Annotated in this window: 27 protein-coding genes; 14 read left to right on the top strand and 13 right to left on the bottom strand. The window is 44.4% G+C overall.

All coding sequences use genetic code 11. The features are described 5' to 3' along the window. Positions 1–12: 12 nt before the first annotated feature. Together TQ33_RS00430 and uvrD are read right to left on the bottom strand one after the other, a co-directional pair. Positions 13–2319, bottom strand: coding sequence for a S8 family serine peptidase (locus TQ33_RS00430; RefSeq protein WP_046560315.1), 2307 nt, complete (start codon positions 2317–2319; stop codon positions 13–15). 240 nt (positions 2320–2559) lie between these two features. Continuing rightward, positions 2560–4734 (bottom strand): DNA helicase II, encoded by a 2175-nt coding sequence (uvrD, locus tag TQ33_RS00425; protein WP_046560314.1) that lies wholly within the window; start codon positions 4732–4734, stop codon positions 2560–2562. A gap of 42 nt (positions 4735–4776) precedes the next feature. Between uvrD and TQ33_RS00420 the strand changes: the two genes are divergently transcribed. Continuing rightward, a complete protein-coding gene (locus TQ33_RS00420) occupies positions 4777–5565 on the top strand; it encodes a 2-keto-4-pentenoate hydratase (RefSeq protein WP_046560313.1) in 789 nt (262 codons plus the stop codon). Positions 5566–5609: 44 nt separating this feature from the next. Continuing rightward, entirely contained in the window at positions 5610–6557 is a 948-nt protein-coding gene (locus TQ33_RS00415) for a D-2-hydroxyacid dehydrogenase (protein WP_046560312.1), read from the top strand. A gap of 64 nt (positions 6558–6621) precedes the next feature. On the opposite strand, the gene TQ33_RS00410 is transcribed toward TQ33_RS00415, so the two are convergent. From TQ33_RS00410 to lptM, 5 genes are read right to left on the bottom strand one after another with little or no spacing between them, the layout of a single operon-like run. Next, complete coding sequence (locus tag TQ33_RS00410; protein WP_046560311.1) at positions 6622–7293, bottom strand: HAD-IA family hydrolase; 672 nt, start codon at positions 7291–7293, stop codon at positions 6622–6624. Position 7294: 1 nt separating this feature from the next. Continuing rightward, positions 7295–8200, bottom strand: a complete 906-nt coding sequence (xerC, locus tag TQ33_RS00405; RefSeq protein WP_046562188.1) for a tyrosine recombinase XerC — start codon at positions 8198–8200, stop codon at positions 7295–7297. 16 nt (positions 8201–8216) lie between these two features. After that, positions 8217–8879, bottom strand: coding sequence for a DUF484 family protein (locus TQ33_RS00400; RefSeq protein WP_046560310.1), 663 nt, complete (start codon positions 8877–8879; stop codon positions 8217–8219). 39 nt (positions 8880–8918) lie between these two features. After that, positions 8919–9749, bottom strand: coding sequence for a diaminopimelate epimerase (dapF, locus tag TQ33_RS00395; protein ID WP_046560309.1), 831 nt, complete (start codon positions 9747–9749; stop codon positions 8919–8921). Further along, a complete protein-coding gene (lptM, locus tag TQ33_RS11945; RefSeq protein ID WP_228640202.1) occupies positions 9746–9913 on the bottom strand; it encodes an LPS translocon maturation chaperone LptM in 168 nt (55 codons plus the stop codon). The genes dapF and lptM overlap by 4 nt, the downstream gene beginning before the upstream one ends. Positions 9914–10039: 126 nt before the next feature. Between lptM and cyaY the strand changes: the two genes are divergently transcribed. Both cyaY and TQ33_RS00380 read left to right on the top strand, forming a co-directional pair. After that, entirely contained in the window at positions 10040–10375 is a 336-nt protein-coding gene (gene cyaY / locus TQ33_RS00385; RefSeq protein ID WP_228640198.1) for an iron donor protein CyaY, read from the top strand. Between the two features lie 31 nt (positions 10376–10406). Then, complete coding sequence (locus tag TQ33_RS00380; RefSeq protein WP_046560307.1) at positions 10407–11087, top strand: alpha/beta hydrolase; 681 nt, start codon at positions 10407–10409, stop codon at positions 11085–11087. Positions 11088–11092: 5 nt separating this feature from the next. Here TQ33_RS00380 and TQ33_RS00375 read toward each other — a convergent pair whose 3' ends face one another. Further along, positions 11093–12757, bottom strand: a complete 1665-nt coding sequence (locus TQ33_RS00375; protein ID WP_046560306.1) for a putative bifunctional diguanylate cyclase/phosphodiesterase — start codon at positions 12755–12757, stop codon at positions 11093–11095. 189 nt (positions 12758–12946) lie between these two features. On the opposite strand from TQ33_RS00375, the gene TQ33_RS00370 reads away from it, so the two are divergent. From TQ33_RS00370 to TQ33_RS00345, 6 genes are all read left to right on the top strand, one after another. Further along, a complete protein-coding gene (locus TQ33_RS00370) occupies positions 12947–13984 on the top strand; it encodes a sensor histidine kinase (RefSeq protein WP_046560305.1) in 1038 nt (345 codons plus the stop codon). Between the two features lie 25 nt (positions 13985–14009). Continuing rightward, positions 14010–14708: a LytR/AlgR family response regulator transcription factor gene (locus TQ33_RS00365; protein WP_046560304.1), complete on the top strand. Its 699-nt coding sequence runs from the start codon at positions 14010–14012 to the stop codon at positions 14706–14708. 94 nt (positions 14709–14802) lie between these two features. Beyond that, on the top strand, positions 14803–15732 hold the full coding sequence (gene hemC, locus TQ33_RS00360) for a hydroxymethylbilane synthase (protein WP_046560303.1): 930 nt from the start codon (positions 14803–14805) through the stop codon (positions 15730–15732). A gap of 17 nt (positions 15733–15749) precedes the next feature. Continuing rightward, positions 15750–16493 (top strand): uroporphyrinogen-III synthase, encoded by a 744-nt coding sequence (locus tag TQ33_RS00355; RefSeq protein WP_046560302.1) that lies wholly within the window; start codon positions 15750–15752, stop codon positions 16491–16493. Between the two features lie 66 nt (positions 16494–16559). Beyond that, complete coding sequence (locus TQ33_RS00350) at positions 16560–17900, top strand: uroporphyrinogen-III C-methyltransferase (protein WP_052735136.1); 1341 nt, start codon at positions 16560–16562, stop codon at positions 17898–17900. Continuing rightward, the gene (locus TQ33_RS00345; protein WP_046560301.1) at positions 17897–19129 is read left to right on the top strand and encodes a heme biosynthesis protein HemY; all 1233 of its coding nucleotides are present in this window, start codon (positions 17897–17899) and stop codon (positions 19127–19129) included. Before TQ33_RS00350 ends, TQ33_RS00345 begins: the two co-directional genes overlap by 4 nt. A gap of 10 nt (positions 19130–19139) precedes the next feature. Here TQ33_RS00345 and TQ33_RS00340 read toward each other — a convergent pair whose 3' ends face one another. Beyond that, the gene (locus TQ33_RS00340) at positions 19140–19385 is read right to left on the bottom strand and encodes a YheV family putative zinc ribbon protein (protein ID WP_046560300.1); all 246 of its coding nucleotides are present in this window, start codon (positions 19383–19385) and stop codon (positions 19140–19142) included. Between the two features lie 92 nt (positions 19386–19477). On the opposite strand from TQ33_RS00340, the gene TQ33_RS00335 reads away from it, so the two are divergent. From TQ33_RS00335 to TQ33_RS11560, 3 genes are read left to right on the top strand one after another with little or no spacing between them, the layout of a single operon-like run. Next, entirely contained in the window at positions 19478–20836 is a 1359-nt protein-coding gene (locus tag TQ33_RS00335; protein WP_046560299.1) for a Na+/H+ antiporter NhaC family protein, read from the top strand. Between the two features lie 35 nt (positions 20837–20871). Further along, positions 20872–21660 carry a shikimate dehydrogenase gene (aroE, locus tag TQ33_RS00330; protein ID WP_046560298.1) on the top strand — a complete coding sequence of 263 codons (789 nt, stop codon included), beginning with the start codon at positions 20872–20874 and terminating at the stop codon, positions 21658–21660. Between the two features lie 14 nt (positions 21661–21674). After that, positions 21675–22094: a DUF6869 domain-containing protein gene (locus tag TQ33_RS11560; protein WP_052735135.1), complete on the top strand. Its 420-nt coding sequence runs from the start codon at positions 21675–21677 to the stop codon at positions 22092–22094. A 61-nt stretch (positions 22095–22155) separates the two neighbouring features. Here the strand turns inward: TQ33_RS11560 and TQ33_RS00320 are convergent, their stop codons facing one another. The 3 genes from TQ33_RS00320 to TQ33_RS00310 all read right to left on the bottom strand — a co-directional run bounded on the left by TQ33_RS00320 (position 22156) and on the right by TQ33_RS00310 (position 23743). After that, positions 22156–22815: a hypothetical protein gene (locus tag TQ33_RS00320; RefSeq protein WP_046560297.1), complete on the bottom strand. Its 660-nt coding sequence runs from the start codon at positions 22813–22815 to the stop codon at positions 22156–22158. A gap of 106 nt (positions 22816–22921) precedes the next feature. Beyond that, positions 22922–23326 (bottom strand): VOC family protein, encoded by a 405-nt coding sequence (locus TQ33_RS00315; RefSeq protein WP_046560296.1) that lies wholly within the window; start codon positions 23324–23326, stop codon positions 22922–22924. Between the two features lie 18 nt (positions 23327–23344). After that, entirely contained in the window at positions 23345–23743 is a 399-nt protein-coding gene (locus TQ33_RS00310) for an OsmC family protein (RefSeq protein ID WP_046560295.1), read from the bottom strand. 127 nt (positions 23744–23870) lie between these two features. Here TQ33_RS00310 and crp point away from each other — a divergent pair, with 127 nt between their 5' ends. After that, positions 23871–24506 carry a cAMP-activated global transcriptional regulator CRP gene (gene crp / locus TQ33_RS00305; RefSeq protein ID WP_046560294.1) on the top strand — a complete coding sequence of 212 codons (636 nt, stop codon included), beginning with the start codon at positions 23871–23873 and terminating at the stop codon, positions 24504–24506. A gap of 61 nt (positions 24507–24567) precedes the next feature. Here the strand turns inward: crp and TQ33_RS00300 are convergent, their stop codons facing one another. Next, positions 24568–25281 (bottom strand): SIMPL domain-containing protein, encoded by a 714-nt coding sequence (locus TQ33_RS00300; RefSeq protein WP_052735134.1) that lies wholly within the window; start codon positions 25279–25281, stop codon positions 24568–24570. Between the last annotated feature and the right edge of the window lie 2 nt (positions 25282–25283).

The raw sequence follows: 25283 nt of genomic DNA, 5'->3' as shown, positions 1-25283 counted from the left end.
CTTGTCGAACGACTAGCTAGAGCTACCATCCAGAGTAACTCCTGAAAAGGAACTATAACCACGAATCATGATGTGGTATGTACCTTCCTGCGCGCTCAAAGTACAAGTCTCGTTATTTCCATATTTGTATGGACGACAATCCCAAGAGCTTGTTGTAGGCTGACTACCGAAGCGAACATAAAGATCCGCATCACCTGAGCCACCAGACATGACGATAGACACCGAGCTACGACCCGCTGGTACTTCTAGCGTGAAGTATTGCGTGCTATTTTTCGCACCAGAGATATTAGTCTCATTCAAGGTGTCGTTCACAGGAGGGTTTGAACCTGCGTCAGTGTAATCAGCTGTTAAGCTTGTGTTTGAGTACGAGCTATAACCGCGGATCATCACGTGGTAAGTTCCTGCTTGAGGTGAAGCAAACGAGCAGTTTTCAGTGTTACCACTTCTGTAAGGACGACAATCGTAAGTACTGGTTGTTGGCTCAGAGCCGAAACGAACATACATATCAGCATCACCAGAACCACCTGCCATATCAAACGTTAGGTCAGTTGCGCCCGCTGGAACTTCAAATGTATAGAACACTTCAGAACCTTGTGCACCGCTAATGCCTGTTACCGTTACACCTTTGGTCAACTCGTTGCCGCTTGGTGGTGGTGGAGGTGGGTTACCGCCGCCACACACTGAGTCTAACTCAGCAATTGCTGCTTGCGTTTGTACCAAACCATAACCTGTACGGTCATCACGACCAGCAACATCAAGGTCAAGCGCTGTATCTTTTAATGCTTGACGAACTTGAGCAGCTGTACATGATGGGTGGTGGCTCCATGCTAGTGCCGCAACACCTGCAACGTGTGGCGTCGCCATCGAAGTACCATTGTAGTACTCCCAGTCCTGACCGCCGTCTTTAGACATCGTCACACTTTGACCAGCTTTATTTGCTAATTCTAGACCTGTAGCACGATCAACCGATACCACTGGCGTGTTACCAATCTTGCTGTTGAAGTCGATAAGGAAAGGATGCTGTAAACCTGGACGGTCAGCATTACTGTAAACTACAACACCTTCCGCGCCAGCGTCCATACACGCATCGACACCACGGTATTCAGGATAGTTGTTTTCCGTAGAACTTGTGTTGTCGCCTTGGTTTTCACCACGCTCAACCAAACAAATCTTACCCGTCATGCTTGGGCAGTTATAACTGGTGCCCGAGGTTGTACAAACACCTAAAGTGCCTGATGCAGAACCAACATTTGCAGCGTTATCAAAGCTCAAGCTGCTGTTGTAGAAGTTTTGCGGAACCACACCATTCTCGAAATAGTCGACGCCACCAACTTCTAGCTGACCTAGGAAACCGTCGCCGATACCCACGCTTGATAGAATCGCTTCGCCTGGACCTGCTAGCTCAACTTGACTCGTATATTGTGAGAAGTTTGCGTGCTTATTACCTGAATCAACAGCCGCTACAGAAACCACAGCGTCGTATGAAGCTGGGTAAGAGTGGCTTGAGTTACCATCGTTACCAGCAGCTGCGATACTTAACACACCATTATCAAAATGGTTTTGGAAAGCGTTTTTCTCAGTGTTCGACGAACCGCCGCCACCTAAGCTCATGTTAATCACGTTAGCACCACTATTAACACACTCATCTACAGCAGCAACGAGCGATGATGAATAGCCCCAACCAGACTCGTTGAATACTTTAATCACGTGAATGTTTACGTTAGCGTTTGGCATAACACCGACAACACCAGAGTTGTTCGATACAGCAGCAATCGTACCGGCTACGTGAGTACCGTGAGAACCGCCTGGTTCAAACCAGTTACCGGTACCAGAATCGTTCGTGCCTGAGTGATTGTTGCTTGCTAGATCTGAGTTATTAATATCGTAACCTGAGTCAATGATACAAACAGTACGGTTACCCGCATTGCTGTCAGAGACTAGATCCGCTTGCACACGAGAAATGCCCCATGGCTCAATTTCAGTTAGGTCTAAGTTTGTAGACAGTAACTTACGCTTGTGGTCAGGCTCGACGTATTCAACGTTTGGATTGTTTTGAAGTGCTTTTAACGCTTGTGGCGATACTTCAATCGCAAAGGCGTTGTGCTGCTTCAGGTTTACTTTCATTTGACCGCCAGCTTTAAGCGCCATTGATTTGGCTTGCTTACCGTGTCCTGGCTTAAATTTCACAATAACGCGCTGATTTTCTTCATCAGCCGCTGGTGCAGTAATCGTTGTTTTACCCATTGCACCCGATGCGTGAGCTGATACGCCCATCGCTAGAAGTGTGGCTGTACAAGCCATCTTTACTTTAAAATTCATTAACCTACCCCTATAAGATTATGACTCAATGTAGTGGGATTTTGTTTATAACTCTTATCTTTAAAAACAAAAAAGCCCTGTTCATCGGAAAGACTTTGTCTTCTCCATTGCGAACAAGGCTTTTGGATTAAAGCAGTTAATGAATCAATAGATCAAGGATAAGTTTTTATATTTTACAAATTTGCTACTAAGCGTTACAAGGCAAATAAATTTCAGATTATCTCACTATAAATCAATGACTTATGAAGAAGGTTCTAATTTAGCATATGCTAACATTAGCTTTTTTAAGCCTTCTTTTTCAAAGTTCACTTGAACCGAAGCTTGTGGCCCTTCTCCCTCATAATTAATAATAATCCCTTTTCCAAATTTAGGGTGCTGTACTAGTTGCCCCAAATGGAAACCTTCCGGCCCTTTGCGCTTAATCGGCGACTGTTTTTGGAAAACCGGTCGCTGAACCTGAGTATTTAACCGCACCTCAGTCATTAGCTCAGCTGGTATTTCACTGATAAAGCGAGACACTGAAGGGTAAGTTTCACGCCCCCACATACGGCGCTTTTCAGCATGAGTTAAATACAGCTGCTGCATAGCACGCGTAATGCCCACATAAGCCAAGCGACGCTCTTCCTCTAAACCACCGGGTTCATCAAGCGACATTTGATGAGGGAATAATTTTTCTTCCATGCCAGCGATAAACACCAAAGGAAATTCTAACCCCTTAGCTGAGTGTAACGTCATCATCTGTACCGACTCTTGATATTCATCGGCCTGCGTATCGCCTGCCTCTAATGACGCATGTGCGATAAAGGCCATCAATGGCGTCATGTCCGGCGTTTCTTCAGGAATCATCTCATCGGGATCAAACTCGCGAGTCGCGTTGACCAGCTCCTGCAAGTTTTCCTTGCGTGCCTGGGCCTTTTCACCCTTCTCTTTGCTCACTTTGTCCATTAAGCCTGAGTGCTCGATGACCACTTCAGTTTGCTCCCACAAATCCACTTCTTTGGTGCTAGAATCCAGCTCATTGATTAAGTGCAAGAAACCTGCCATCGCTGTGCGAGCACGTGGCGGTAACAGCTGATCGACCACCATCTTACTCGCGGCCTGCCATAAAGATGTCTCGTCTTCTCGGGCTTTTGCGCGAATTAAGTCCACAGATTTTTCACCCAAACCGCGAGCGGGTGTATTGACCACACGCTCAAACGAAGCATCATCATCACGGTTGGTCATTAACCGCAAATAGGCCATGGTATCTTTAATCTCTGCACGCTCGAAGAATCGCAAGCCACCATAAATACGATAAGGAATGTTGCGGTTAAGCATGGCGTCTTCCAGAATCCGCGATTGAGCATTACTGCGGTACAGAATGGCAATATCGTTATAACTGTTGCCCTGTTGCACCCAGTCCTCGATTCTAGCGGCGATAAAGCGCGCCTCTTCTTGCTCATTAAAGGCTGAGTAAATGGTGATCGGCTCGCCTTCATTACCCTCTGTCCATAAGCTCTTGCCCATACGATCACTGTTGTACGAGATCACTGCGTTCGCCGCTTTTAGGATAGTGCTGGTTGAACGGTAGTTTTGCTCTAGGCGGGAAATCTTACAGTCCGGGAAGTCATTCTCAAACTGTTGAATATTCTCAATTTTTGCACCACGCCAGCCGTAAATCGACTGATCGTCATCGCCAACAATAGTAATTCGGTTTCCTTCATGACACAGCAAGCGGATCCAGGCGTACTGAATAGCGTTAGTATCTTGGAACTCGTCAACTAGAATGTGCTGGAAACGCTCTTGGTAATGCTTCAATAGATGAGGATTATTGGCCCATAGCTCATAAGCACGTAGTAACAATTCGTTGAAATCGACTAAGCCGGCAGTTTTACAGGCTTCTTCATAAGCGTAATAAACTTTGACCATGGTGCTCACAAAAAAGTCACCATGATGCTGAATATTTCCGGGACGTAAGCCATCATCCTTTTTGGCGTTAATGAACCACTGCGCCTGCTTAGGTGGCCACTCATTGTCATCGAGGTTTAACTCTTTCATCACCCGCTTAATCACGCGCAACTGATCTTGGGCGTCCAAAATTTGGAAGCCCTCGGGCAGGCCCGCATCTCGGTAGTGAGCGCGTAATAAGCGGTGCGCAATACTGTGGAAGGTTCCGACCCACATACCTCGCGCCGGCATTGCCAGCATATCTTCAACCCGACCAAGCATTTCTTTAGCCGCTTTATTGGTAAAGGTCACCGCTAAAATCGAGTGAGCGGAAACTTGCTCCACCTTAACCAGCCAAGCAATTCGATGGACCAATACGCGAGTTTTCCCCGAGCCAGCGCCTGCTAGCACCAACAAAGCTTTGTTCGGTGCAGTCACGGCTTCGGTTTGTGCATCATTTAACGATTCGATTATGCTTGAGGCATCCATATAGGCTATGCTTGTTCTAGTTTTAGATTGATGGGCTATTGTATGAAAAAAGCGACACTATTATTACCCTTTTTCTCGGTTTTCCTACTTTTGTCTGGATGCGGCTCCATGCTGGCGCCCTCTGAAGAAGAAAAAATGATGCAAGACGCCTATGCATTACAGCGAGTTAGCGTCCTGCAGCATGCCATTAGCGATCCAGTCGTCGGTTACAAGGCCGGATTAACCAGCGAAAAGGGGCAAGCGGCTTTTAATGTCGACGAACCACTAGTCGGTGCTTTATTTAAAAGTGGCTTTAGCCGTAATCGAGGCGCTTACTTGCTGGGTAACTATCACGACTTGCGGCTTGAAGTTGAGTTAGGCTTTATTCTAAGTCAACCCATCACAAAACCTATTACCATCGAAGAGCTTCCCCAGTATATAAGAGCTATAGTTCCCATCGTTGAGCTTCCAAATTTACGCTTCGCCCGCAAAAGTGACATGACCGCTGTGACATTAGTTACCAGTAATGTCGCTTCGAATCAATTTATCATGGGCAATACCATGCCATTCGATAGCGAGCATGTTAATGACTTACAGGCCACCCTGAAAAAAAATGGCACTGTCGTTACTCAAGGTGTAGCAACTGATGCCATGGGCGATCAAAAAGAAGCCTTGGTCTGGATGATTAATAAGCTACTTTCGGTAAACTACCCCATCAATAAAGATTACTTGCTGATCACTGGGGCTCTTGGCACAATGTTGCCCGCTGAAAAAGGGCAGTACGAAGCTTACTTTGGCACTGAATCTGCCAAACCTTATGAAATGTATGTCATTTCATTTTCAATACGCTAAACCCATCTGGTAACACGATCAGGTAATACGATTTAGGAGCAATCATGCGAGCAGTATTTCTAGACGCCGATACACTAGGTAACTGGCAAGGTAAATCACACCAGCCACTCGCCGACTTAACGCCATTGGCTGAATGCTTTGATGACTTTGACGTTTATGGTCTTACGAAACCCGAAGAAGTACTTGAGCGCTGTAAAGATGCCGACGTAGTAATTACTAATAAAGTGGTATTAGATGGCGAAACACTTAAGCAGTTGCCCCAACTAAAAGTAATTCAGCTGGCTGCTACTGGCATGAATAATATTGATTTAGAAGCAGCGAAAGAACTCGATATTAAGTGCTTTAATGTTGCTGACTACTCTACCTTTGCCGTAGCGCAACTGACGCTTCAGTTCATGCTTAATTTCGCCACCCGCGCTTGTGAACATTATCAGCTCACTGCTCAAGGCGCATGGCAGAAAAGCCGCATGTTTACCCTGACTGACTTTCCGATCATGGAGCTCGAAGGAAAAACTCTAGCGTTAATTGGTTACGGCAATATCGGTAAAAAAGTAGAACAGCTGGCTCAAGCCTTTGGCATGAAGGTTATCGTCGCCAACATCCCAGGCCGTCCTATGCGCGACAACCAAGTCACGCTTGACGAAGCCTTACCACAAGCTGACTTCGTCTCACTTCACTGTCCACTGACTGACGAAACTAAAGACTTACTCAACAAAGATTTCTTCCATCAAATGAAATCCACCGCTTATGTTATCAATACAGCCCGTGGCCCAGTAATCAATGAACAAGATTTGGCAATCGCGCTAAAGAATAAGGTTATCGCCGGTGCGGGTCTCGACGTTCTATCTGTTGAGCCTCCTAGCCTAAATAACCCGTTACTCGCATCAGACATTCCGAATATCGCAATCACACCACATATTGCCTGGGCCAGTCATGAAGCGAAGCAGCGTTTGATTCAAGGTATGGCGGATAATATGAAAGAGTTAAGTTAGACGCTCATTAAAGTAAACAGTTGATATGCCGCGGCTCTTTCGCGGCATATTTTAAATAATTAACTCAAACTCCTTCGTAAAGTTTTCCCAAATCCTTCACGTGAATTTCTAAATGCTGGCAATCTGCATTAATACTGCTTTGAATATCGGTGTCATGGTTATCACCAATATGTAGAAGTTCTTGTGGTTCGATATTTTTTAAGTCGCAGATTTTATGCAGCATATCAGCAGACGGTTTGGCGCGACCATCGACGCCAGCAATGTAGTGCTTTTCAAAGTAGTCCATTAAACCCAGCCAGTATAAGTTCGAGTTACCGTTACTGACGGCGAATAAGCTGTACTGTTTGTTTAGCTTGTCTAAAAGTTGATAAGTGAGTTCTGGTATCTGAATTTGATTGCGCCAATAATAGAAAACTCCGAATGCTTGGTTGACTAGGTTTAAGTCGCCAGCGGTCTCTAACAACATGTGCTCAATAACGGCTTTGCGTAATATGGTCATGTTTTCGAAGTGCGGCACATCTTGAGCTATGAATTGCTCTGATACACGGTGCATGGTTTCTTTTGAATAATGCTCCCCAAAAGGCGGGTGTTTCCGACATAAAAAATTATAGAGCTCTTGTTCGCACTTTTCGATAACTCCAGTGTTATCCCACAAGGTATCATCAAGATCAAAACTGATTACTTTGACTTTTTCCCAATCGACAGCTTGTATTTTTTTCGCAGTAGTTTTAGACATGTTATTTGTTATCTTTTTTATTCTTTCTAGCTCGAGGGTGCGCTGCATCATAGGTTTTAGCGAGATGTTGAAAATCTAAGTGCGTATAAATTTGTGTGGTGGAAATACTGGCATGGCCTAACAATTCTTGAACCGCTCTTAAGTCACTGGAGGATTCTAAAACATGTGTTGCGCAAGAGTGTCGTAATTTGTGCGGGTGCAACACATCGGTTAACCCTTGACGCTTTCCCCAATAATTTAAACGTTGTTGTATCGAGCGGTTGCCTAAACGTTGCCCCCGATTACTTAAAAACAATGCCTTTTCATTGGGATCTTTGATAAATGACACACGGTTTTTGATCCACTTTCTAAGTAACTTTGATGCTGCTGTTCCAAACGGCACTTCGCGAATTTTCCGACCTTTACCGAGTACTCTTAGCGTTTGGTCATTAAAGTTAATTGAGTCTAAATTCATTGACGATAATTCTGACAGTCGGATTCCAGCCGAATACAACAATTCGATCATCGCTTTGTCCCGAATCTCAATAGGCTCAGATTCAGGCAAACTATCTATAAAATGATTTAAGCTATCGACATCAATGTTTTTAGGTAAACGCTTTGGCTTTTTCGGGCCCCTTAAACCAAGAGCTGGATTGGTCTTAATGATTTTTTGTGACACCAAATAATCCAAAAAACCGCGCAATGACGAAAGCTTTAAACCTATTGTCGCTGCCGATGCACCGTTTCGATGATGGTGCGCCATCCATAGCCGAATATCTTGGCTTGATACTTTTGGCCAATCTTTAACTCTTTCTGCTAAGTAGTTTATAAAATCTAAAATCTGACGCTTATAATTATTTACTGTGTGCTCAGAGTATTGCTTCTGATGAAGTAGCTGATCATAATAGTCGTTGACCGCTTTTATCATAGCCATTTATTTAACCTCACTGGGTTAAGCAAGCTTCCGCCACATCACCAATAAATCGTAAAAAGAGCGTTCCCATATCAGCTGTAAAAAGCTCAACGTTATGACTTCCTAAAGCAATAATGCCGACTTCCGCGCCCTCGCCCAAAGGAATCAATGCATAAGACTCAAGCGCATCTTCGCTATCAAATAACTGGTTAATGCTTTCTGTCACTCGTCCACAAACTGGATCATCTTGTATAAACTGTTGATCGGTTAATTTACGCAAAGTATCAATATCCGAAACTTTAACGTTTTCAAGATTATCGTTGTTCTGACATAGCCACAGTTGACAGTCATCAATGTTAAAATAGTCATGGATTTTTTTACTCAAGGTGTCGACCACTTCTTGCTTAGTCGAAACTTGAATCAGGTTCACCGCTAACTCTGAACACTTTACCAATAACTCACTGTTCACATGAGCATTGTCCATCATTTCATTTAATCGACCCTGCAAGTTTTCTGTGCGCTGTCGCAGGTTCAAAATTTGGCGCTCAACTAACGATACCGATCCATACACTTTGTGGTTAATTTTTAGATTTTCTAAGAGCTGTGGGTGACGTTCAAAGAACTCAGGATTCTTTTCTAAGTAATTCGCGATCTTGCCTTCCACTCTTTCTAAATCTTCAGCAGCTTTAGCCATCTTCGTTTCTCATCAATAATTCAATACGCACGACGTCTGTTAGACATCAATTTGTCCTTCGAACACAACTTTTGCAGGTCCCGTCATATACACTGGACTCCCTTTACCCGCCCAGCGAATCCAAAGGCTACCGCCGGGTAACGTGACTTTTACTTTTTCATCTAAAATCTTTTGCAAACGACCAGCCACTACTGCCGCACAAGCCCCTGTGCCACAAGCCAACGTTTCACCAACGCCGCGCTCAAAAACACGAAGCTTTATTTCATTGGACTCTACCACCTGCATAAAGCCAACATTTGCTTGCGCTGGGAAATAACTATGGTGGCTCAAGATGGGCCCCACTTTCCCAACAGCCGCTTTGTCGATATCTTCTACCTGCAACACACAATGTGGGTTGCCCATTGATACTGCGCCAATCTTATATCGAATGCCTTCTGCATCAATCATGTAGGTTTCAGACTGCTGCGCAAATCGTAGCGGAATCTTTTCGGGCTCTAATCGTGGCTTGCCCATATTGATGGTGATTAAACCATTATCTTCCATCACAGTATTCATGGTTGCGGTATTGGTCGATAGCCGTAACTCACGTTTCCATGTTAAGCCTTTTTGCCGAACATACTTAGCCACCGCTCTTGCGCCGTTTCCACAATGCCCAGCTTCACTACCGTCAGCATTAAAGATTCGGAAGTGAAAATCGGCCTCAGGATGTTGTGGCGCTTCGATCATCAGCAACTGATCAAAGCCTATACCAAAGTTTCGGTGTGCTAGTTGGCTAATTTGACCTTGGTTTAGGTATACCGGCTGAGAAATGGCGTCCACCACCATAAAATCGTTACCAATACCCTGCATTTTAGTAAACGGGACAATCATTGATCCTCCCCTTTAGCTTCCTGATCTTCTTCAACCTTTTGATTTTCTAACTGTTTTTCTGGTTCTTCCTCGGGCATGAATAAAGGTCCTTTCTGCCCACAAGCAGCCAAAAACAGCACGGCCAAGCTCATCATCCCCAGCTGCCGTAAACGTTTTATCGTCATCGTAATCTTTTTTTTAAGAAAATAAGTCTTATCTTGCAATAGCTTGGTTTTGACTGCAAGCGTGATTGCAATCAACCTCACATCTGGCACAATATTCAACCATTACAGAATCAACGAGGTCGCACTATGACCACTCTGACTGAAACCGAATTCAACGATAAGATGGATGACACTATAATCGCCATAGAAGAGGCTCTGGATGAGCTTGATGAGGTGGATATTGATTACGAAACCAGTGGTGGAATTTTGACCATTACTGTCGAAAATGGCACAAAAGTTATTATCAATCGTCAAACACCATTAAAACAATTGTGGCTAGCGGCAAAGGACGGTGGTTATCATTTAGATTGGATTGACGGCAAGTGGCAAACCGACAAAGATCAAGAGTCGCTGGAATCACTACTTAATCGTGTATTAAGCCAGCAGTCGGGCGAAACGGTATCCCTGACCTTAAATTACTAATTCCATAGCACCAATAATTACTAGGACTATTATGAGAGACAACAACTCAGACTTATTGCCTTGCGTTAACGTTGAACCAACTTCTGAACATAAAGCGACGGTTATCTGGTTGCACGGCCTTGGCGCTGATGGCCATGATTTCGAACCCATTGTACCTGAACTGAAATTATCACCTGAGCTGGGCGTTAAATTTATTTTCCCCCATGCTCCCGTGATGCCTGTCACGATTAATGGCGGCTACGAAATGCGTGCTTGGTATGATATTCGCGACGCTGACTTGGCTAACCGTGAAGATAAAGAAGGAGTGCGACAGTCCTCTGAACTCGTCAAAAAGATCATAGAATCAGAAATTGAATCAGGGATTCCGAGTGACAAAATCGTTTTAGCCGGCTTTTCCCAAGGCGGGGCTATTGCACTTCATTTGGCCACTCGCTTTGACCAAAAACTCGCTGGGATCGTTGCTCTATCTACCTATTTAACCATCCCAGAAAGCTTGTCAGATGAAAAGACAGAGGCCAATATCGAAACACCTGTGTTTATGGCCCACGGCTCTCAAGACCCTGTTGTGCCTATGCAGCGCGGCCAATACAGCGCCAAAGTGTTAGAAGACAATGGCTTCAGAGTAAACTGGCAAGATTACCCCATGGCTCACGCCGTCTGCCTAGAAGAAATTCAAGCATTGGGTCAGTATTTTAACAAAGTTCTTAGTTAGAAAAACTACGCCATATGCGCGTAAACACCATTTTGATTTAAGTACCAACGACTGAAACGGTCTTGTGCTATAGGTTTAGAAATAAAGTAACCTTGAGCCATGTCGCATTCCGTCTGCTGAAGGTAGTCATACACTTCTTGGGTTTCGACGCCTTCAGCAATGGTTTTAATACCCATTTTTTGCGCTAAGGTAACCGCTGCGTCAACAATATAAACGGCTCCTTTATCTTCTGGCACGCGCTTGATAAATGATTGATCAATTTTAATCAATGAAACAGGGAGTCGATGCAAATATTGTAGTGATGAGTAGCCGGTACCAAAATCGTCAATGGAAATACTAAAGCCTGCCTCAGCCAATTGTACCAACTCATCAATGGCCTGCTCCATATCCACAACAATAGCACTCTCTGTAACCTCAAGCTCGATCCAGCGACCATCAATTTGGTATTCGTCCAACAAGGCAATAACCCGCTCGGTAAAATTTTGGTGCAATAGGTTGCGCGTTGAGATATTGACTGAAACGGGGATTTCAACGCCTTGGATTTTCCACTGTTTATGCTGCTCGATAGCCTCACGCAATGCAAATTCAGTAATGGTTTGAATTAGACTGCTTTGTTCAGCTCGTGCGATAAACGCTCCTGGCATTATCAAACCACGTTTCGGATGTTGCCACCGAAGCAACGCTTCCACACTACGTATTTCACCTGTTCTTAAATCAACCTGGGGTTGATAATATAAACACAACTGTTTCGTTTTAATGGCCGTTTGCAGTTCACCCAAGATAGATAAATTTTCTTCCGTCTGGGTCACTATTTTAGGATTAAAAGCCGTCATTTCTATGGCTCGTTCTCGAACCAAGGCCAGAGCCGCTTCCGCTCGATGTAGGTACACTTGGGGTTCTAGCTCAATTCTTTTAAACTCGACATAACCCACGCGCGTTTCCACATGCACAGAAATATCGTTATAAGTCACAGCCTCTTTAAGCAGAACACTCAGATTATCCAAAAACTTTTGATTGGTCTCAGGGTCTTTATTGAGCACGATAGCTAGCTGCGCCGAGTCGGTATGGTATATATCATCACCACCATTCAACGCCAATCGGCGTGCCATTTGTCTAGTCGCATCATCAATCACGCCAAAACCAAACACTGATTTCAGCTCAAGAATATTATCAATCGCCACTACCGCAAGAATAGTATTGTCACCATCATAGCTTTCTTTATTGAAGCGTTTTAAGTCATTAAATAGAGCATTGCGGTTAGGCAGCATCGTGTTCGGATTATAGTTTGATAACCACCGCAGGCGCTTCATATACTTAATCACGCAATCGCTGGCAAAACCGCTCACCGATCCAATGAGCACAAAAAACCCCATCCGATAAAGCCAGTTCGCCGTCTTTTGCATCTCCCCAGTATCCACACTAATCGGCATAAAGGGCCCAAGAATAATTCCTGCAATGATTGCCATCACAGCACCGCCTTTGGTGCCAAAGACAAAACCTGCGAGCAAAATAGGAATATACATGGAATGTGAATAGACATACTTAATTCCGCCGGTTAGAAAAACCAGCAGATAGACAAGCGCAGCCGACGTCAAGAGTATGGGAATCATTAAGCGGCGAATTATTATTTTATGCCGCTCTACCCAGTCTAAAAACTTTGGAGCCTCCATTCTAACCTCCAGTGGCAACTGAGTAGTAACCTTCAGCTAAAAAATTACTACTACCAAGACCATACTAGAACTAACTCTCATTATTTACAAGTTTCAAATACTTAAAACATGCTTGTTTTCAACAAGTTATTTATAGTTTGTGTGGCTTTACTGTGGATTTTATCGGCGTTTTAAGCGACTATTGGAGACATGAATGACACCGATGACAATCTAAACAGCGCCAAGCAGCTTCCTGACTTTTGTCAGCCGGCAACGGTTTACTTAACCGTTATCGCCAGCATTTTACTGTCTTTGTTGTTGAGCTTAGTCACCCCCGAATGGCACACCAGCTTTTTTTATAACCTCAGCCTGCACTCCTTTTTTGTACTTTGGGTATCGCTAACGAGTCTCGGACTATTGTGCTTATTACGCCACTATCTCCCCTTAGAAGTGCAGTCTAAGCTTTCGTTAAAGCGATTTTCAGGACTCGCCATCAGCATCATTTTGTTGGTAACACTTTGCTTTAGCCTATTGATCAGTTTTTACCTTAGTCAGGAGCCATCGCTATGGTTCTTACTACGTAATATGATTATTGCCTTTATTGTCAGCGGCGTCTTTTTCCGCTATTTCTACTTGCGTGAAGACAGTGTTCGGCGCATCCAATCGGAAGCGGAGGCTCGAGTGCAGGCATTACAATCGCGCATACGCCCACACTTCTTATTTAACAGCTTAAACACGCTGGCTAATCTCGCCGCGGTCGATCCTGAAAAAACAGAACAGATGATTTTAGACATGGCTGATATTTTTCGCGCCAGCATGAAACGGTCTGATGTTTTGATTCCATTTTCAGAAGAAAAACAACTATGTCAGCAGTACCTCAGCTTAGAATCTCAGCGTCTTGGCGATCGCCTGAATGTCGAGTGGCAAGTTCATCATATTGCTGACAATTTGCTATTGCCACCGTTGCTCCTTCAGCCATTGCTAGAAAACGCTGTCTATCATGGTATTCAAAAACGTCCTGAAGGCGGTACGATCCGGATCAAAGGGGTCAGCTATCAAAACCATATCCAGCTTGAAATTACTAACCCCTTACCACCCTCTGAAGTCGAGCACCACAAAGGCAACTCAATGGCACTGAAAAATATTCAGCAAAGACTTGAAGTGCTTTATGGAAATAAAGCGCAACTTACATATCATCAAGCCCAGAATGAATTTTATTGCCTCGTAAAAATACCAAAACAATTGTAATTATAGATGGGGAACGCTTACTCTGATGCTTAAAACCATTATTGTTGACGACGAACAACCGGCGCGCCAGCGGATTCACCGCCTACTAGACGAATACGCTGAGCTTGAAGTGATGGCCGAAGCCAGTAATGGTGAGCAAGCACTAGAATTCATACAGCGACTACAGCCGGACTTGATTTTTCTGGATATCTCCATGCCGGTCATGAACGGTGTCGAGCTAGCGCACATTCTCAGCAAAGATTTTCCGCATTTAAACATTATTTTCACCACCGCTTACGACCAATACGCATTAGAAGCTTTTGACGTTAATGCCGTCGACTATTTACTCAAGCCGATCCGCAAAGAACGCTTAAACAAAGCATTATCCAAGCTGATAAAACCCCAAGTAAAAGACGAATTTATCACGGTGCGTGAGCGTGACACGGTGCGTAAAGTGTTGCTAAAGAATATTCTTTTCTTACACTCCGATCAAAAGTACATCGAAATACACCTGCACAACAAAACCCTGCTTAGTAGCGAAAGTCTTAAAGATTTAGAAACACGCTTTCCGCAGTTTTTTCTCCGAATCCACCGCTCCACCTTGGTTAATCGCAAACACTTTTATGGTATTGAGCAAGATGACGGGCAGTGCGTCGCTTTATTGAGAGACTGTACATTTAAGCCAATTATCAGCCGCCGCCACCAGGCAGACGCTCGACAATTTTTACAATCTTCTGGCGACTAAAGTCGTTAAAACTAGGCTAACTGACTGGAATTTATGCTAAACTTGCAACAAATTTCAGTAGTCAGTTTTGGTCGACAATAACAGACCATTATTTATGAGCATTTCAACCATTAGAATCGCCACGCGACAAAGCCCGCTAGCCCTATGGCAGGCTGAATATATTCAACAACGTCTAGAGTCAATCCACCAGCATTTAACCGTCGAGCTGGTTCCAATGACCACTAAAGGCGATAAAATTCTTGGGACACCACTCAGCAAAATAGGTGGTAAAGGTTTATTCGTTAAAGAGCTGGAGCAAGCCATGCTCGATAACCGCGCCGATATCGCTGTTCACTCCATGAAGGACGTGCCCTATAAATTTCCAGAAGGTTTAGAGTTAAAAGTGATTTGCGAGCGCGAAGATCCCAGCGATGCTTTCGTCTCTAATAATTACCACAGCTTAGACGATCTACCCGTTGGCGCGACAGTGGGCACTTCAAGCCTTCGGCGTAAAATGCAAATATTGGCTTTACGCCCCGATCTTCACATTACTGATTTACGCGGCAATGTTGGAACTCGCCTTTCTAAATTAGACATGGAGCAGTACGATGCGATTATTCTTGCTTCCGCGGGATTGATTCGGTTAAAGCTTGCGGATCGTATCGCCAGCCGCTTTGAACCAGAGCAACTATTGCCAGCACCCGGCCAAGGGGCAGTTGGCATCGAAGCTCGCACCGATAGTCCTGAACTGGATAAACTATTAGCGCCGTTACAAGACGACCATACTGCTTACCGTGTTAAAGCCGAACGCGTTATTACGCAAACGCTTCAAGCAAGTTGTTCGGTCCCAATCGCTGCTTTCTCTACTATTAATGACCAGACCTTATCCTTGAGGGCACTGGTCGGTGGCATCGACAACCAGATGATCGAAGCGACAGCTGAGGGTCACTTTGCAGACGCAGAGACTATAGGCAAAACAGTTGCAGATTCACTGCTGGCCCAGGGCGCAAAAGAAATGATAGAAGCGTTGAGCACCGATCACTAACAACAGGACCAGCGTTTGTGAGTACTCCATTACACGTTATCGTCACTCGCCCATCACCCTATGGTGAAGAGCTCTGTGATGAACTTACGCATAACGACTTTGTTAGTACTCACAGTCCGCTCATTTGTTTTAATCCTGATATTAGCTTTAATAGCAAGCAAAGAATTTCTGCATTGGAGCAAGCTGACACCTGGATTTTTGTGAGCCGCCAAGCAGTAAATTTCTGTTTCGACGTTTTCTCCAGCCAGCAAATGTCCTCCCTTTTGCAGCTGAGTCAGTCAAAAACCATTATTGCGGTAGGTGATGCGACAGCGGACTCTTTGCGCCGACTTAATTTCACAGCACTCACTCCAAGCACACCCAATAGCGAAGGAATGATTGCCCTACTCGAACAACACCAACTGCAAACTAAGCCCACATTACTCATTCGTGGCAATCAAGGACGTCAGCTGTTGCAAGACTACTTTTCAGCACAACAACTGACTATTATGCCAGTCTATCAACGTCAGGCGACCTCTCAGCAGTTGCCTCGAATCACCGAATCATCCGCTATTGTCGTCACCAGTGGGCAGCTTATGGAGTTAGTCGCCAACCAAGTCAGCGACCATTCTCAACGAATAGCCTGCAGCATAATTTCAGGCAGTCCAAGAATCAGCGAAATCGCTCAACAATTTGGCTTTACAAATTGTTATACTGCTAACAATGCTTCCAATGACGAACTGGTTAAAAGCTGTATTTTATGGCGAAATAGCGTAAGTTAAGACCATAATATTGAACAAAGCGATACATTACTAAAACCCTTGAATTCATAACTAGAGAAGGCACTGATGAGCAACAAGGAAAACAACACAGAATCTCACGATCCTCGTCCGGAGGAACAGTCTCAACTGAACCACGAAGACTCTTCTAGTAAAGATAGCGCTGAGACATCATCACACGATGAGCAAGCTGCTGCAGATTCAGTATTTGATGAGCCAACACTTGATGGTGGCAGTGACTCTTCTTCTAAAGAGTCCTCTACGAAAGAAGCCTCGTCGGCAAAAACCTCTAAGGGAAGCAATGGCTCCAGCTCCAAACCCATCAAATGGTTTATTTTTCTGATATTGGTCGCAGCCATTGCTTATGCCGTCTTCTTTGGCTGGCAGAAGTGGCAAGACTATCAAAGCACTATGAATAAGGCCGATCGTATCGATCAGATTGAACAACAAATCTCCATGCAGCAGCATAGCTTAGAAACAAAAATGTCTAAGCAAACTGATCTCATTAGAGATCTCTCATCAGATCTTGAGCAAAATCAGCGTTACATCAATCAACTTCAAGAGCAGTTGCGCACAACTCAACGTAAATTCCAGACCTTAAGCTCAGAAAAACAACAAGACTGGTTATTCAATGAAGCGGAGTATTTAATTCGTGAAGCTTCTTATAAATTAAACTTTACCGACGATGCAGCATCAATCATTGCTCTACTCCAAGCTGCGGACAACCAACTGTCTGAATTAAACGATGGCTCTTTAACCCAAATCAGACAGGCAATTAGCCAAGACATTAATGCCGTGCGCGGTAGCGGCAACCTCGATATTGAAGGTGTGGCTATTGCCATTGAAACTCTTAAGAGCAATCTCAGCCAACTCGAGTTAGCTAGCGTGCAATTGGACAAGACATCGACTGAAGCTGAAGACAATAACTCAGAAGTGGAGGTCTCAAGCTGGCAACACTTCAAGAACTCTATGTCTCATGCGGCCAGCAAATACTATACCGTGCACCAGTTCGACGAATCGACACAACCTTTCATTAGCCCACAAAAAGATCGATTGTTGCGTGAAAACATCTTGTTGAATCTACAAACGGCTCAGCTCGCCGCCCTGCAAAACAATCAACCACTGTATGAATCCAATCTGGGTAATGTGAAACAATGGGTCGAGCAATACTTCAAACAAAAGCCCGCCACCACACAGGCTTATTTAACACAGTTAGAAGAGTTACTCGATCGCTCTGTCGAGCTAGACCTTCCTGCTTCACTTCAGTCCTATCAGTTAATTAGTGACATTTCGCAGCAAAAAGTAAAACAGTGGCTAGAATCAGACAGCCCTACTACGGAAGAACCAGAAACGACAGACTCAGAAGATACTGACAACAACGCATCCATTGAGGAGGAGCCATCAGCATGAAATTGAAATGGATCATCCTTATCGCTCTATTCGGTGGACTAATATTGGGACCATTGATCAGCAACGTTCCTGGCTCGACCTACATCTTGCTCGATCAAACTGCCATTGAGTTCAAGAATAACTTTGCCATCGCTTTGGTCTTGCTATCCCTCCTTGGCTTATGGTTGCTGTGGTTACTCATTCGCTATTTACTCAAGACTAGCAACATTACGGTAGGCTGGTTCGGCGACCGCAACTTACGCAAGGCCCGCCAACAAACGATTGACGGAATGATTGCTTTAGCTGAAGGTCACTGGAAAACTGCTGAAGATTTGCTTATTAAGGGATCAAAATTCCGCGATACAAAACTGATCAACTTTCTTGCGGCGGCTCGCGCTGCGCAGGAGCAAGATGATGACAAGAGTCGAGACCAGTATTTACAAGCTGCTGCTAAAGCACAACCCGACGCGCACATCGCTATAGGTTTAACCCAAGCTCAACTGCAAATTCAACATCGCCAGTTTGAACAAGCTTTAGCCACTTTAAACCATTTACGTGAGATGTCACCGCACCACCCGTATGTCTTAAAACTTTTGCACCAGTTGTTTACACGCCTTTCAGAGTGGGAAAAAGTATTAGAGCTTCTTCCAAAGCTGCGCAAATACCGTGTTTATAACCCTGAGCGCATCGATGATATTGAAGTCATTGCCTGGGCTGAATTGCTTGGCGTTAAAGCCCAGCGAGAAGGTTTGCCTGCGGTGAATGACTTATGGTTAAAGCTGCCTAAAAATGTCCGCAAGCGCCCACAAAGCCAGTTGGCTTATGCGGAAATCTTGGCCGATCACCATCAATACGATCAACTTGAGCTGCATATCAAAGACTCCATGAAGCAACAATGGCAAGAGCCTTTGGCTCAGCTATACGGCATGATCGAAAGTCAGGAGCCGTCGAAAACACTTGCTACGGCTGAAACTTGGTTAAAACATAAACCTCACAACACAACACTTTTAACAGCGCTAGGTAAGTTATCGTTAAGGGCGCAGCTTTGGGGTAAAGCGAAAAGTTATTTGGAAAAAAGTATTGAGCAGAAGCCGACCGCCGAAGCCCATTACTATTTAGGACAAGCTTATCGTGAACTTGGCCATCCAATACAAGAACAAGAAGAGTATCAGCGTGGCTTAGCGAGTTTGATCCAGCCCGATACGATTAACTTGCTTCCTGAGGCTGACTCACCAACTGAAGAAGCCTAAGTGTTGCATCCTAAAGTTCTTTAATCTTGATAATTTGAGCCGGAGTGACTTTTTTAGAAGCATCGCTTTCCGGCTCTTTTTGATCAGACTCTTTTTCTTCAGGCTCTACGTCGCCAATCAACTCCCGAAAATCACACTCGACACACTCACGTACGAACACCTCGTCTTCGTAATAACAGACGATGCTATCCATCTCCTTACACTCTGGGCAGCGGGCGCCAGCGACGAAACGTTTTGGGGTGGTTTTATGGCTCATTGAATTTGTTGACCGATTGCTATAAGGTGCTTTTTCGACCCTTACAAAGAAGAGTGCTTAGACAGGCTAGTCTAACATAAAACGATAAAACTATGAGCTGGTTAAGCATCCTGCCACCCATCGTGGCCATTATTTTCGCCATCTGGAAACGCGAAGTGACTATCGCCCTACTGTTGGCTATTTTCACCGCATCTTTAATTCTGGTGGGTGGTAACCCTGTTTACGCCTTTACCGATACCGTTGAACGAATTATCAACGTCTTCTCCAGCGCTTATAACACCCGTATTTTGATGTTCAGTCTGTTAATCGGCGCGCTGATCCAGCTGATTAAAATCTCAGGTGGCGTGACCGCCTTTGTCGACTGGCTGACTCGTCGTAGTTTAGTCAATAACCAGCGTAAAGCTGGCATGTTACCAACGATTCTCGGCAGCTCTATCTTTATCGACACCAACATGAGCGTCCTAACCGCCGGCCTTTCGTCCCAAGCCTTGTTCGATAAATTCAAAATGAGTCGCTTACGCCTCGCTTATATTATCGATTCGACCTGCGCACCGATCAGCGTACTAATACTGCTAAACGGTTGGGGCGCAGCGATCCTGGGCTATGTCGAAGAAACGGCGGTTGCTGATCCCACCAGCGTTATGCTCGGCAGTATAGGTCTTAACTTTTACGCCATCGTGACTCTGCTTATCGTTTTTTATACAGTGCTCAGCACACGTGTTCATGGGCCCATGCGCACCATGGAGCAAAACATCAAGCACACTGAGGAAGTCGAGCAGATATTGCCTGAATCCACTAAAAAGCGTTATATGCTGGCCCCTTTAATTTTTATGGTCGTCAGCATTCTGGCCTTTATGTTTATCACTGGCGATGGCGATTTACGCAAAGGCTCTGGCTCTGAGTCAGTATTATGGTCAGTGATCTTATCGACTTTATTAGCTTTTGGATTACTGCGTTTTGATGCAAAGAAGCCCACCAAAGAGCTGATGGAGCAAAGCTTTAAAGGACTTGGTAACTTATTACCGTTAGTCACTTTGGTCTTGTTAGCTTTTGCGCTATCGTCTGCTATGGGTGACCTAAAAACCGGTGAATTCGTCGCACAAGCGGTAGGTGACTTTATACCGCTATGGTTAATTCCCGCCTTAATTTTCGTGCTGGCAGGGTTTATTTCCTTTACCACAGGCACTTCTTGGGGGACTTTTGGTATTTTAATTCCTATCGCCATCCCACTAGCTCTGGCTCTAGGGATATCACCAAGCCTTGTGCTTGGCGCGGTATTAGGTGGCGCCGTGTTTGGTGACCACGCTTCACCGATTTCCGACACCACCGTGATCTCATCGTTAGCCGCTGGCTGTGACCTACTTGATCACGTAAAAACGCAGCTGCCTTATGCACTAACCGCTGGCGGTATCAGCATAGTGCTGTATATTATTTTTGGCCTACTTCAATAGAAGCTCAAATATAGAGATTTAATAACAGTTAAATTATGAGTGCACCACTTCGCTACGGGGTCGTCGGTAACCCCATCTCACACAGCATGTCGCCACAGCTGCATCAGCAATTTGCTAAGCAGCTGGGCATCAGTATCGTCTATTCTAAATACTGCCCAAGCTCGAAAGGTTTTAATCGCGTACTGAATGATTTCTTTCAAAGTGGTGGTAAAGGCTTAAATATCACAGCGCCTTTCAAACTCGACGCACTAGACTACGCGGACATTATTACTGATCGCGCCAAAGACTCCAACAGCGTTAACACGCTGGTTTACACACCTGAAGGTATTCTTGGCGACAGCACCGATGGCATGGGGTTCTTACGCGACCTATACACCAAACAAAAAGAACATAACATCGACTTCCAGAACAAACGTGCTGTGTTGCTTGGTGCAGGTGGCGTCGCCCGCTGTATCGCCCAATCGCTATTGCTCGACGGCTTTGAGGTTTACTTAATCAATAGAACTCAAAGCAAAGCCGAGCAACTGGCAAAAGATTTGTCACACCTGGGCACTATCGCCCTGTATTCTGAATCCATAGCCGTAGACCTTATCGTCAACTCCGTCAGCTTCAACGCCGACAAATTCTTAGATCAAATTACAGTAGCCACCAACGCCGTCGCCTACGATCTAAACTACGGCGACAAAGCAGGTCAGTTCCTAAACGCCGCAAAGCCGCATACCAACCACCAATTTCATGGGCTAGGCATGTTGATTGAACAAGGTGCAGAATCCTTTGGACTTTGGACTGGGAAGTATCCGGATACATCAACTATCAAGCTATAAAATAGCTCCGACTTATGACAGAAATAGAGTTAGAAACTATTGCTCACGATTTTATAAAGGAAAATGAACAACCATTTGATTATGAACTTAATCAGCTTCCTGCTTTAGACGAATCACCCTATTCATGGGCAGATGACTTAATTTTATCACTTACCGTTCGTGCTCCCGATCAACTTTGGGATATCATTTTAACTATACTACACAAAGATCCTCCAATATCAGTTCTCGCCGTTTTAGCAGCAGGTCCTCTTGAAGATTACCTTGCCACCAACAATGAAGAATTTATTGTCAATGTCGAGAATCGCGCCAAAGAAGATCCCAAATTTGCATCTCTACTGGCAGGCGTTTGGCAAAATCGCATGACAGATGAAACTTGGGCACGCGTGCAGAAGGTCTGGGATCGTTCTGGCTGGGATGGTATTCCGAACGAATAAACTGAATTTCATAGCAAGCGTAGCCTCGAAGAAGCGAAAGCGACTTCGAGGTTTTCCATGATTAGTAATAGTAGTACTGCAAACTCCTTCCCTCGAAGTCATTAGTAATAATCGCTTCCATATCTTTTAATAGCTCAAAATCGGCAAATTCAGTCGCAATAGAAAGCATTTTGGGCATTCTGCGTTTTATATTATCGTCTGTATCGCTTACTTCGAAGTTCAGTTTACAGGCGGCTTCTCTGCATTCTACTCCAGAGAATATGACACCTTCTTCAGCTAGCTTGTCGTAAATACCGTTATCATGGATATAGTTATTAATTGTTGCTTGCTTAGCGTTGCTTTCGGGCGTTTGGTTACTATTTTCGAAGGCATCGACCACTGATTCTGCAGTTTCTGTGATTTCGTCTTCAGACATTGTCTCCCTCAACACTCTTTCAGCCATTTCTACCTCAGCTTTGCTCACCGCAGCATCTAGCTCTTTCTTTGTGTATAACCTTTCTTCTTGCTCGTTAGAACTCTCTTTTTTAGTCGTCTTGTGAACATTATCTGCGTTATTAGAGCTGGGCATAAAGTTCGCAGCTTTATCATCCGTAGCCTCATTAATCGCTACCTTATTTTTTGTTTGCTCTGTCTCTTTATTGGATTCCTTAGGCTTCACTAACAAAACGGTGACTCCAGCTATTAAAGCAACTCCTAACAACAACATAATGATTTTTTTCAAACTTTATCTCCTTTTCCTTGTTAATTTTTAGATAATTGTTTTTTAAATTTATTACTCTAACGGTTAACCAGTTTAGCTTTTGTTCTAGGCAATGCACTGCCGACGATCAGATGCTAGATACGATTGGTGGGTGGTGAATCATCTGCACTCGATTTCCATCCGGATCCATGCAGTAGAAACTGGTCGCGCCATCGCGATGCCGTCTTGGCTCTGTGAGCATTTGTACACCATGATGCTTTAAAAACTCAAACCACTGGTCCACTTCTTCAGCGTTATTCATGATAAAACCAAGGTGATCGAGTTTTTGGCCACCGGCGGTGTTTAAATCGGGCTGCTTACGGTGCAGCGCGAGGTTGTCGTGGCCTTTTGAGGTTAAGTAGACATTATCCTCGTCGGGACGCCATTCGACGTCCATACCGAGCAATTCGACGTAGAAGTGCTCTACGGCGGCTAAGTCATCGACAAATAGCGCTAAGTGGCGCATCCCGAGGTGTTGTGCTGGTCGATTCATACTGCAATGACTCCTTAACTAGACTGGCACGATTTCGAAGCTGGTCTCCACCGGCATATTGGGATCCAGCGAGTGCATGACCGAACAGTACTTTTCTACCGATAGGTCCACGGCTTTTTTGACTTGCTTGGTCGATAAATCTTTGCCTCGGACTACGAATTTAAGCTTTAAACCTGTAAAACGGCGGGGTGGCTCATCGGCGCGCTCTGAGTCAACTTCACAGTGACAACCGGTAATGTTTTGGCGTGCTTTTTGCAGAATCATGACCACATCAACCGATGAGCAGGCTCCGATCGACATCAATAAATTCTCCATTGGCGAGACGTAATCGCCTTCCCCACCGAACATAACGTTTTGTCTTTTGCTGTTTTTACCAATAAAATTGAGGTCGTTGACCCAGTCGACAGTTACTTTCATGTGATTTGTGACCCAGTTTGAACTTTTAGAGGCTATATAGTGCCACAACAAATTTGATTTTAAAGAGGCACGGCACTAAGATTTCATGCTATATTTTGAAAGATTACAACAAAATAGGAAATAATATATGGCGTTACCTTATCATTTGGCTCAAGACGAGACCATTCAGTGGTTCCTGAATCATTGTCAGAGGCGCCGTTTCCCTACTAAAAGCACTCTTATCTACGCTGGCGACTCGTCGAATACCCTGTACTTTTTGCTAGAAGGCTCGGTTACGGTATTGATTGAAGACGACGAAGGCCGTGAGTTAGTACTTGCTTACCTAAACCCTGGCGACTTCTTCGGCGAAATGGGCTTATTCACTGACGAGCATGATCGTACGGCATGGGTAAGAACCAAAACCGAGTGCGAAGTTGCGGAAATCAGCTACGAAAAATTCCGTCAATTGACGAAAGAAAACCCAGACGTTTTATTCAAATTAGCAACACAATTAGCTAACCGTCTGCAAAAGACCAGCCGCAAAGTCGGTGATTTGGCTTTCCTAGACGTCACAGGCCGTGTAGCACACGCTTTGTTAGAGTTAGCGAAAGAACCAGACGCTATGACACACCCTGACGGCATGCAGATTAAAGTCACTCGCCAAGAGTTGAGCCGTATCGTTGGTTGTTCTCGTGAAATGGTTGGTCGAGTGTTGAAAGCACTTGAAGAGCAAGATCATATCCATGTTAAAGGAAAGACCATGGTGATCTACGGCGCTCGCTAAGCGCTGCTAAGCATATATATTTTGTCGTAATTCAGCCCTGCATTTGCAGGGCTTTTTTGTTTTAGGGTTTCTCTAAATCAAAGATAGCTTCGATACTTGCCGAAAAATTTATTTTAGCTTTTAAATATTGATTCATCTCTTTCGGCATTCTCGAAGCCGTTACTGTTATTTTTTCGACCGCCTCTTTATCAAACGAATAAAAGTCATAGCTATCCGAATAATTCGAATTAATACTATAAACAGAGCCTAATACCATACCGAACATTTCAGCAGTATCTTTGGCTTCTGAAATAGCGCTTTTGATCGCCATTTCTTTAGCCTTTGCTTGATACTCTTTCTCTTTGCTGGACTTTAAATCAACATCTCGGATTTCTTTAACTCCCTTTGAAAGTGCATAATCCAAAAATATGTTAAGTTGCTCTAAATTATTCAGTGTAAGCGTAATACCACGAGTCGCAATATATCCATCATTAACTCTTCTCCCTTCTAGGTCATAATCTGTATTAACTCGGGTTACAACCTTGGAGGATGAAAAGTCATCTTCTGCTATATCAAACTCTCCAATTCCACTGACAAAGTCTTTAAATGCACTATCCGCGGCTTGTTTTGCGCCTAATGCTGTATTTCCCTTGAACTCTAACTTCAGCTTAATTTTTGCACTATCAGGCGTGGCAGTGTAAACACCTTCTCCTTCAACAAATATATGTCTTCCCTGAGGCGCAGCATCAATTGACACGCTTAACAACGTTAATAATATGCCTATTACAACTTTCATGT

It is taken from the genome of Kangiella geojedonensis, assembly GCF_000981765.1.
Classification (GTDB): Bacteria; Pseudomonadota; Gammaproteobacteria; order Enterobacterales; family Kangiellaceae; genus Kangiella; species Kangiella geojedonensis.
The sequence above is the reverse complement of the archived record's forward strand: the minus strand, read 5'-3'. Positions and strand labels throughout refer to the sequence as shown.

What these genes read in the sequence shown, in the direction of transcription:
- TQ33_RS00430 (WP_046560315.1), bottom strand. Translation starts at nt 2,319, where the DNA reads ATGAATTTTAAAGTAAAGATGGCTTGTACAGCCACACTTCTAGCGATG.
- uvrD (WP_046560314.1), bottom strand. Translation starts at nt 4,734, where the DNA reads ATGGATGCCTCAAGCATAATCGAATCGTTAAATGATGCACAAACCGAA.
- TQ33_RS00420 (WP_046560313.1), top strand. Translation starts at nt 4,777, where the DNA reads ATGAAAAAAGCGACACTATTATTACCCTTTTTCTCGGTTTTCCTACTT.
- TQ33_RS00415 (WP_046560312.1), top strand. Translation starts at nt 5,610, where the DNA reads ATGCGAGCAGTATTTCTAGACGCCGATACACTAGGTAACTGGCAAGGT.
- TQ33_RS00410 (WP_046560311.1), bottom strand. Translation starts at nt 7,293, where the DNA reads ATGTCTAAAACTACTGCGAAAAAAATACAAGCTGTCGATTGGGAAAAA.
- xerC (WP_046562188.1), bottom strand. Translation starts at nt 8,200, where the DNA reads ATGATAAAAGCGGTCAACGACTATTATGATCAGCTACTTCATCAGAAG.
- TQ33_RS00400 (WP_046560310.1), bottom strand. Translation starts at nt 8,879, where the DNA reads ATGGCTAAAGCTGCTGAAGATTTAGAAAGAGTGGAAGGCAAGATCGCG.
- dapF (WP_046560309.1), bottom strand. Translation starts at nt 9,749, where the DNA reads ATGATTGTCCCGTTTACTAAAATGCAGGGTATTGGTAACGATTTTATG.
- lptM (WP_228640202.1), bottom strand. Translation starts at nt 9,913, where the DNA reads ATGACGATAAAACGTTTACGGCAGCTGGGGATGATGAGCTTGGCCGTG.
- cyaY (WP_228640198.1), top strand. Translation starts at nt 10,040, where the DNA reads ATGACCACTCTGACTGAAACCGAATTCAACGATAAGATGGATGACACT.
- TQ33_RS00380 (WP_046560307.1), top strand. Translation starts at nt 10,407, where the DNA reads ATGAGAGACAACAACTCAGACTTATTGCCTTGCGTTAACGTTGAACCA.
- TQ33_RS00375 (WP_046560306.1), bottom strand. Translation starts at nt 12,757, where the DNA reads ATGGAGGCTCCAAAGTTTTTAGACTGGGTAGAGCGGCATAAAATAATA.
- TQ33_RS00370 (WP_046560305.1), top strand. Translation starts at nt 12,947, where the DNA reads ATGAATGACACCGATGACAATCTAAACAGCGCCAAGCAGCTTCCTGAC.
- TQ33_RS00365 (WP_046560304.1), top strand. Translation starts at nt 14,010, where the DNA reads ATGCTTAAAACCATTATTGTTGACGACGAACAACCGGCGCGCCAGCGG.
- hemC (WP_046560303.1), top strand. Translation starts at nt 14,803, where the DNA reads ATGAGCATTTCAACCATTAGAATCGCCACGCGACAAAGCCCGCTAGCC.
- TQ33_RS00350 (WP_052735136.1), top strand. Translation starts at nt 16,560, where the DNA reads ATGAGCAACAAGGAAAACAACACAGAATCTCACGATCCTCGTCCGGAG.
- TQ33_RS00345 (WP_046560301.1), top strand. Translation starts at nt 17,897, where the DNA reads ATGAAATTGAAATGGATCATCCTTATCGCTCTATTCGGTGGACTAATA.
- TQ33_RS00340 (WP_046560300.1), bottom strand. Translation starts at nt 19,385, where the DNA reads ATGAGCCATAAAACCACCCCAAAACGTTTCGTCGCTGGCGCCCGCTGC.
- TQ33_RS00335 (WP_046560299.1), top strand. Translation starts at nt 19,478, where the DNA reads ATGAGCTGGTTAAGCATCCTGCCACCCATCGTGGCCATTATTTTCGCC.
- aroE (WP_046560298.1), top strand. Translation starts at nt 20,872, where the DNA reads ATGAGTGCACCACTTCGCTACGGGGTCGTCGGTAACCCCATCTCACAC.
- TQ33_RS11560 (WP_052735135.1), top strand. Translation starts at nt 21,675, where the DNA reads ATGACAGAAATAGAGTTAGAAACTATTGCTCACGATTTTATAAAGGAA.
- TQ33_RS00315 (WP_046560296.1), bottom strand. Translation starts at nt 23,326, where the DNA reads ATGAATCGACCAGCACAACACCTCGGGATGCGCCACTTAGCGCTATTT.
- TQ33_RS00310 (WP_046560295.1), bottom strand. Translation starts at nt 23,743, where the DNA reads ATGAAAGTAACTGTCGACTGGGTCAACGACCTCAATTTTATTGGTAAA.
- crp (WP_046560294.1), top strand. Translation starts at nt 23,871, where the DNA reads ATGGCGTTACCTTATCATTTGGCTCAAGACGAGACCATTCAGTGGTTC.
- TQ33_RS00300 (WP_052735134.1), bottom strand. Translation starts at nt 25,281, where the DNA reads ATGAAAGTTGTAATAGGCATATTATTAACGTTGTTAAGCGTGTCAATT.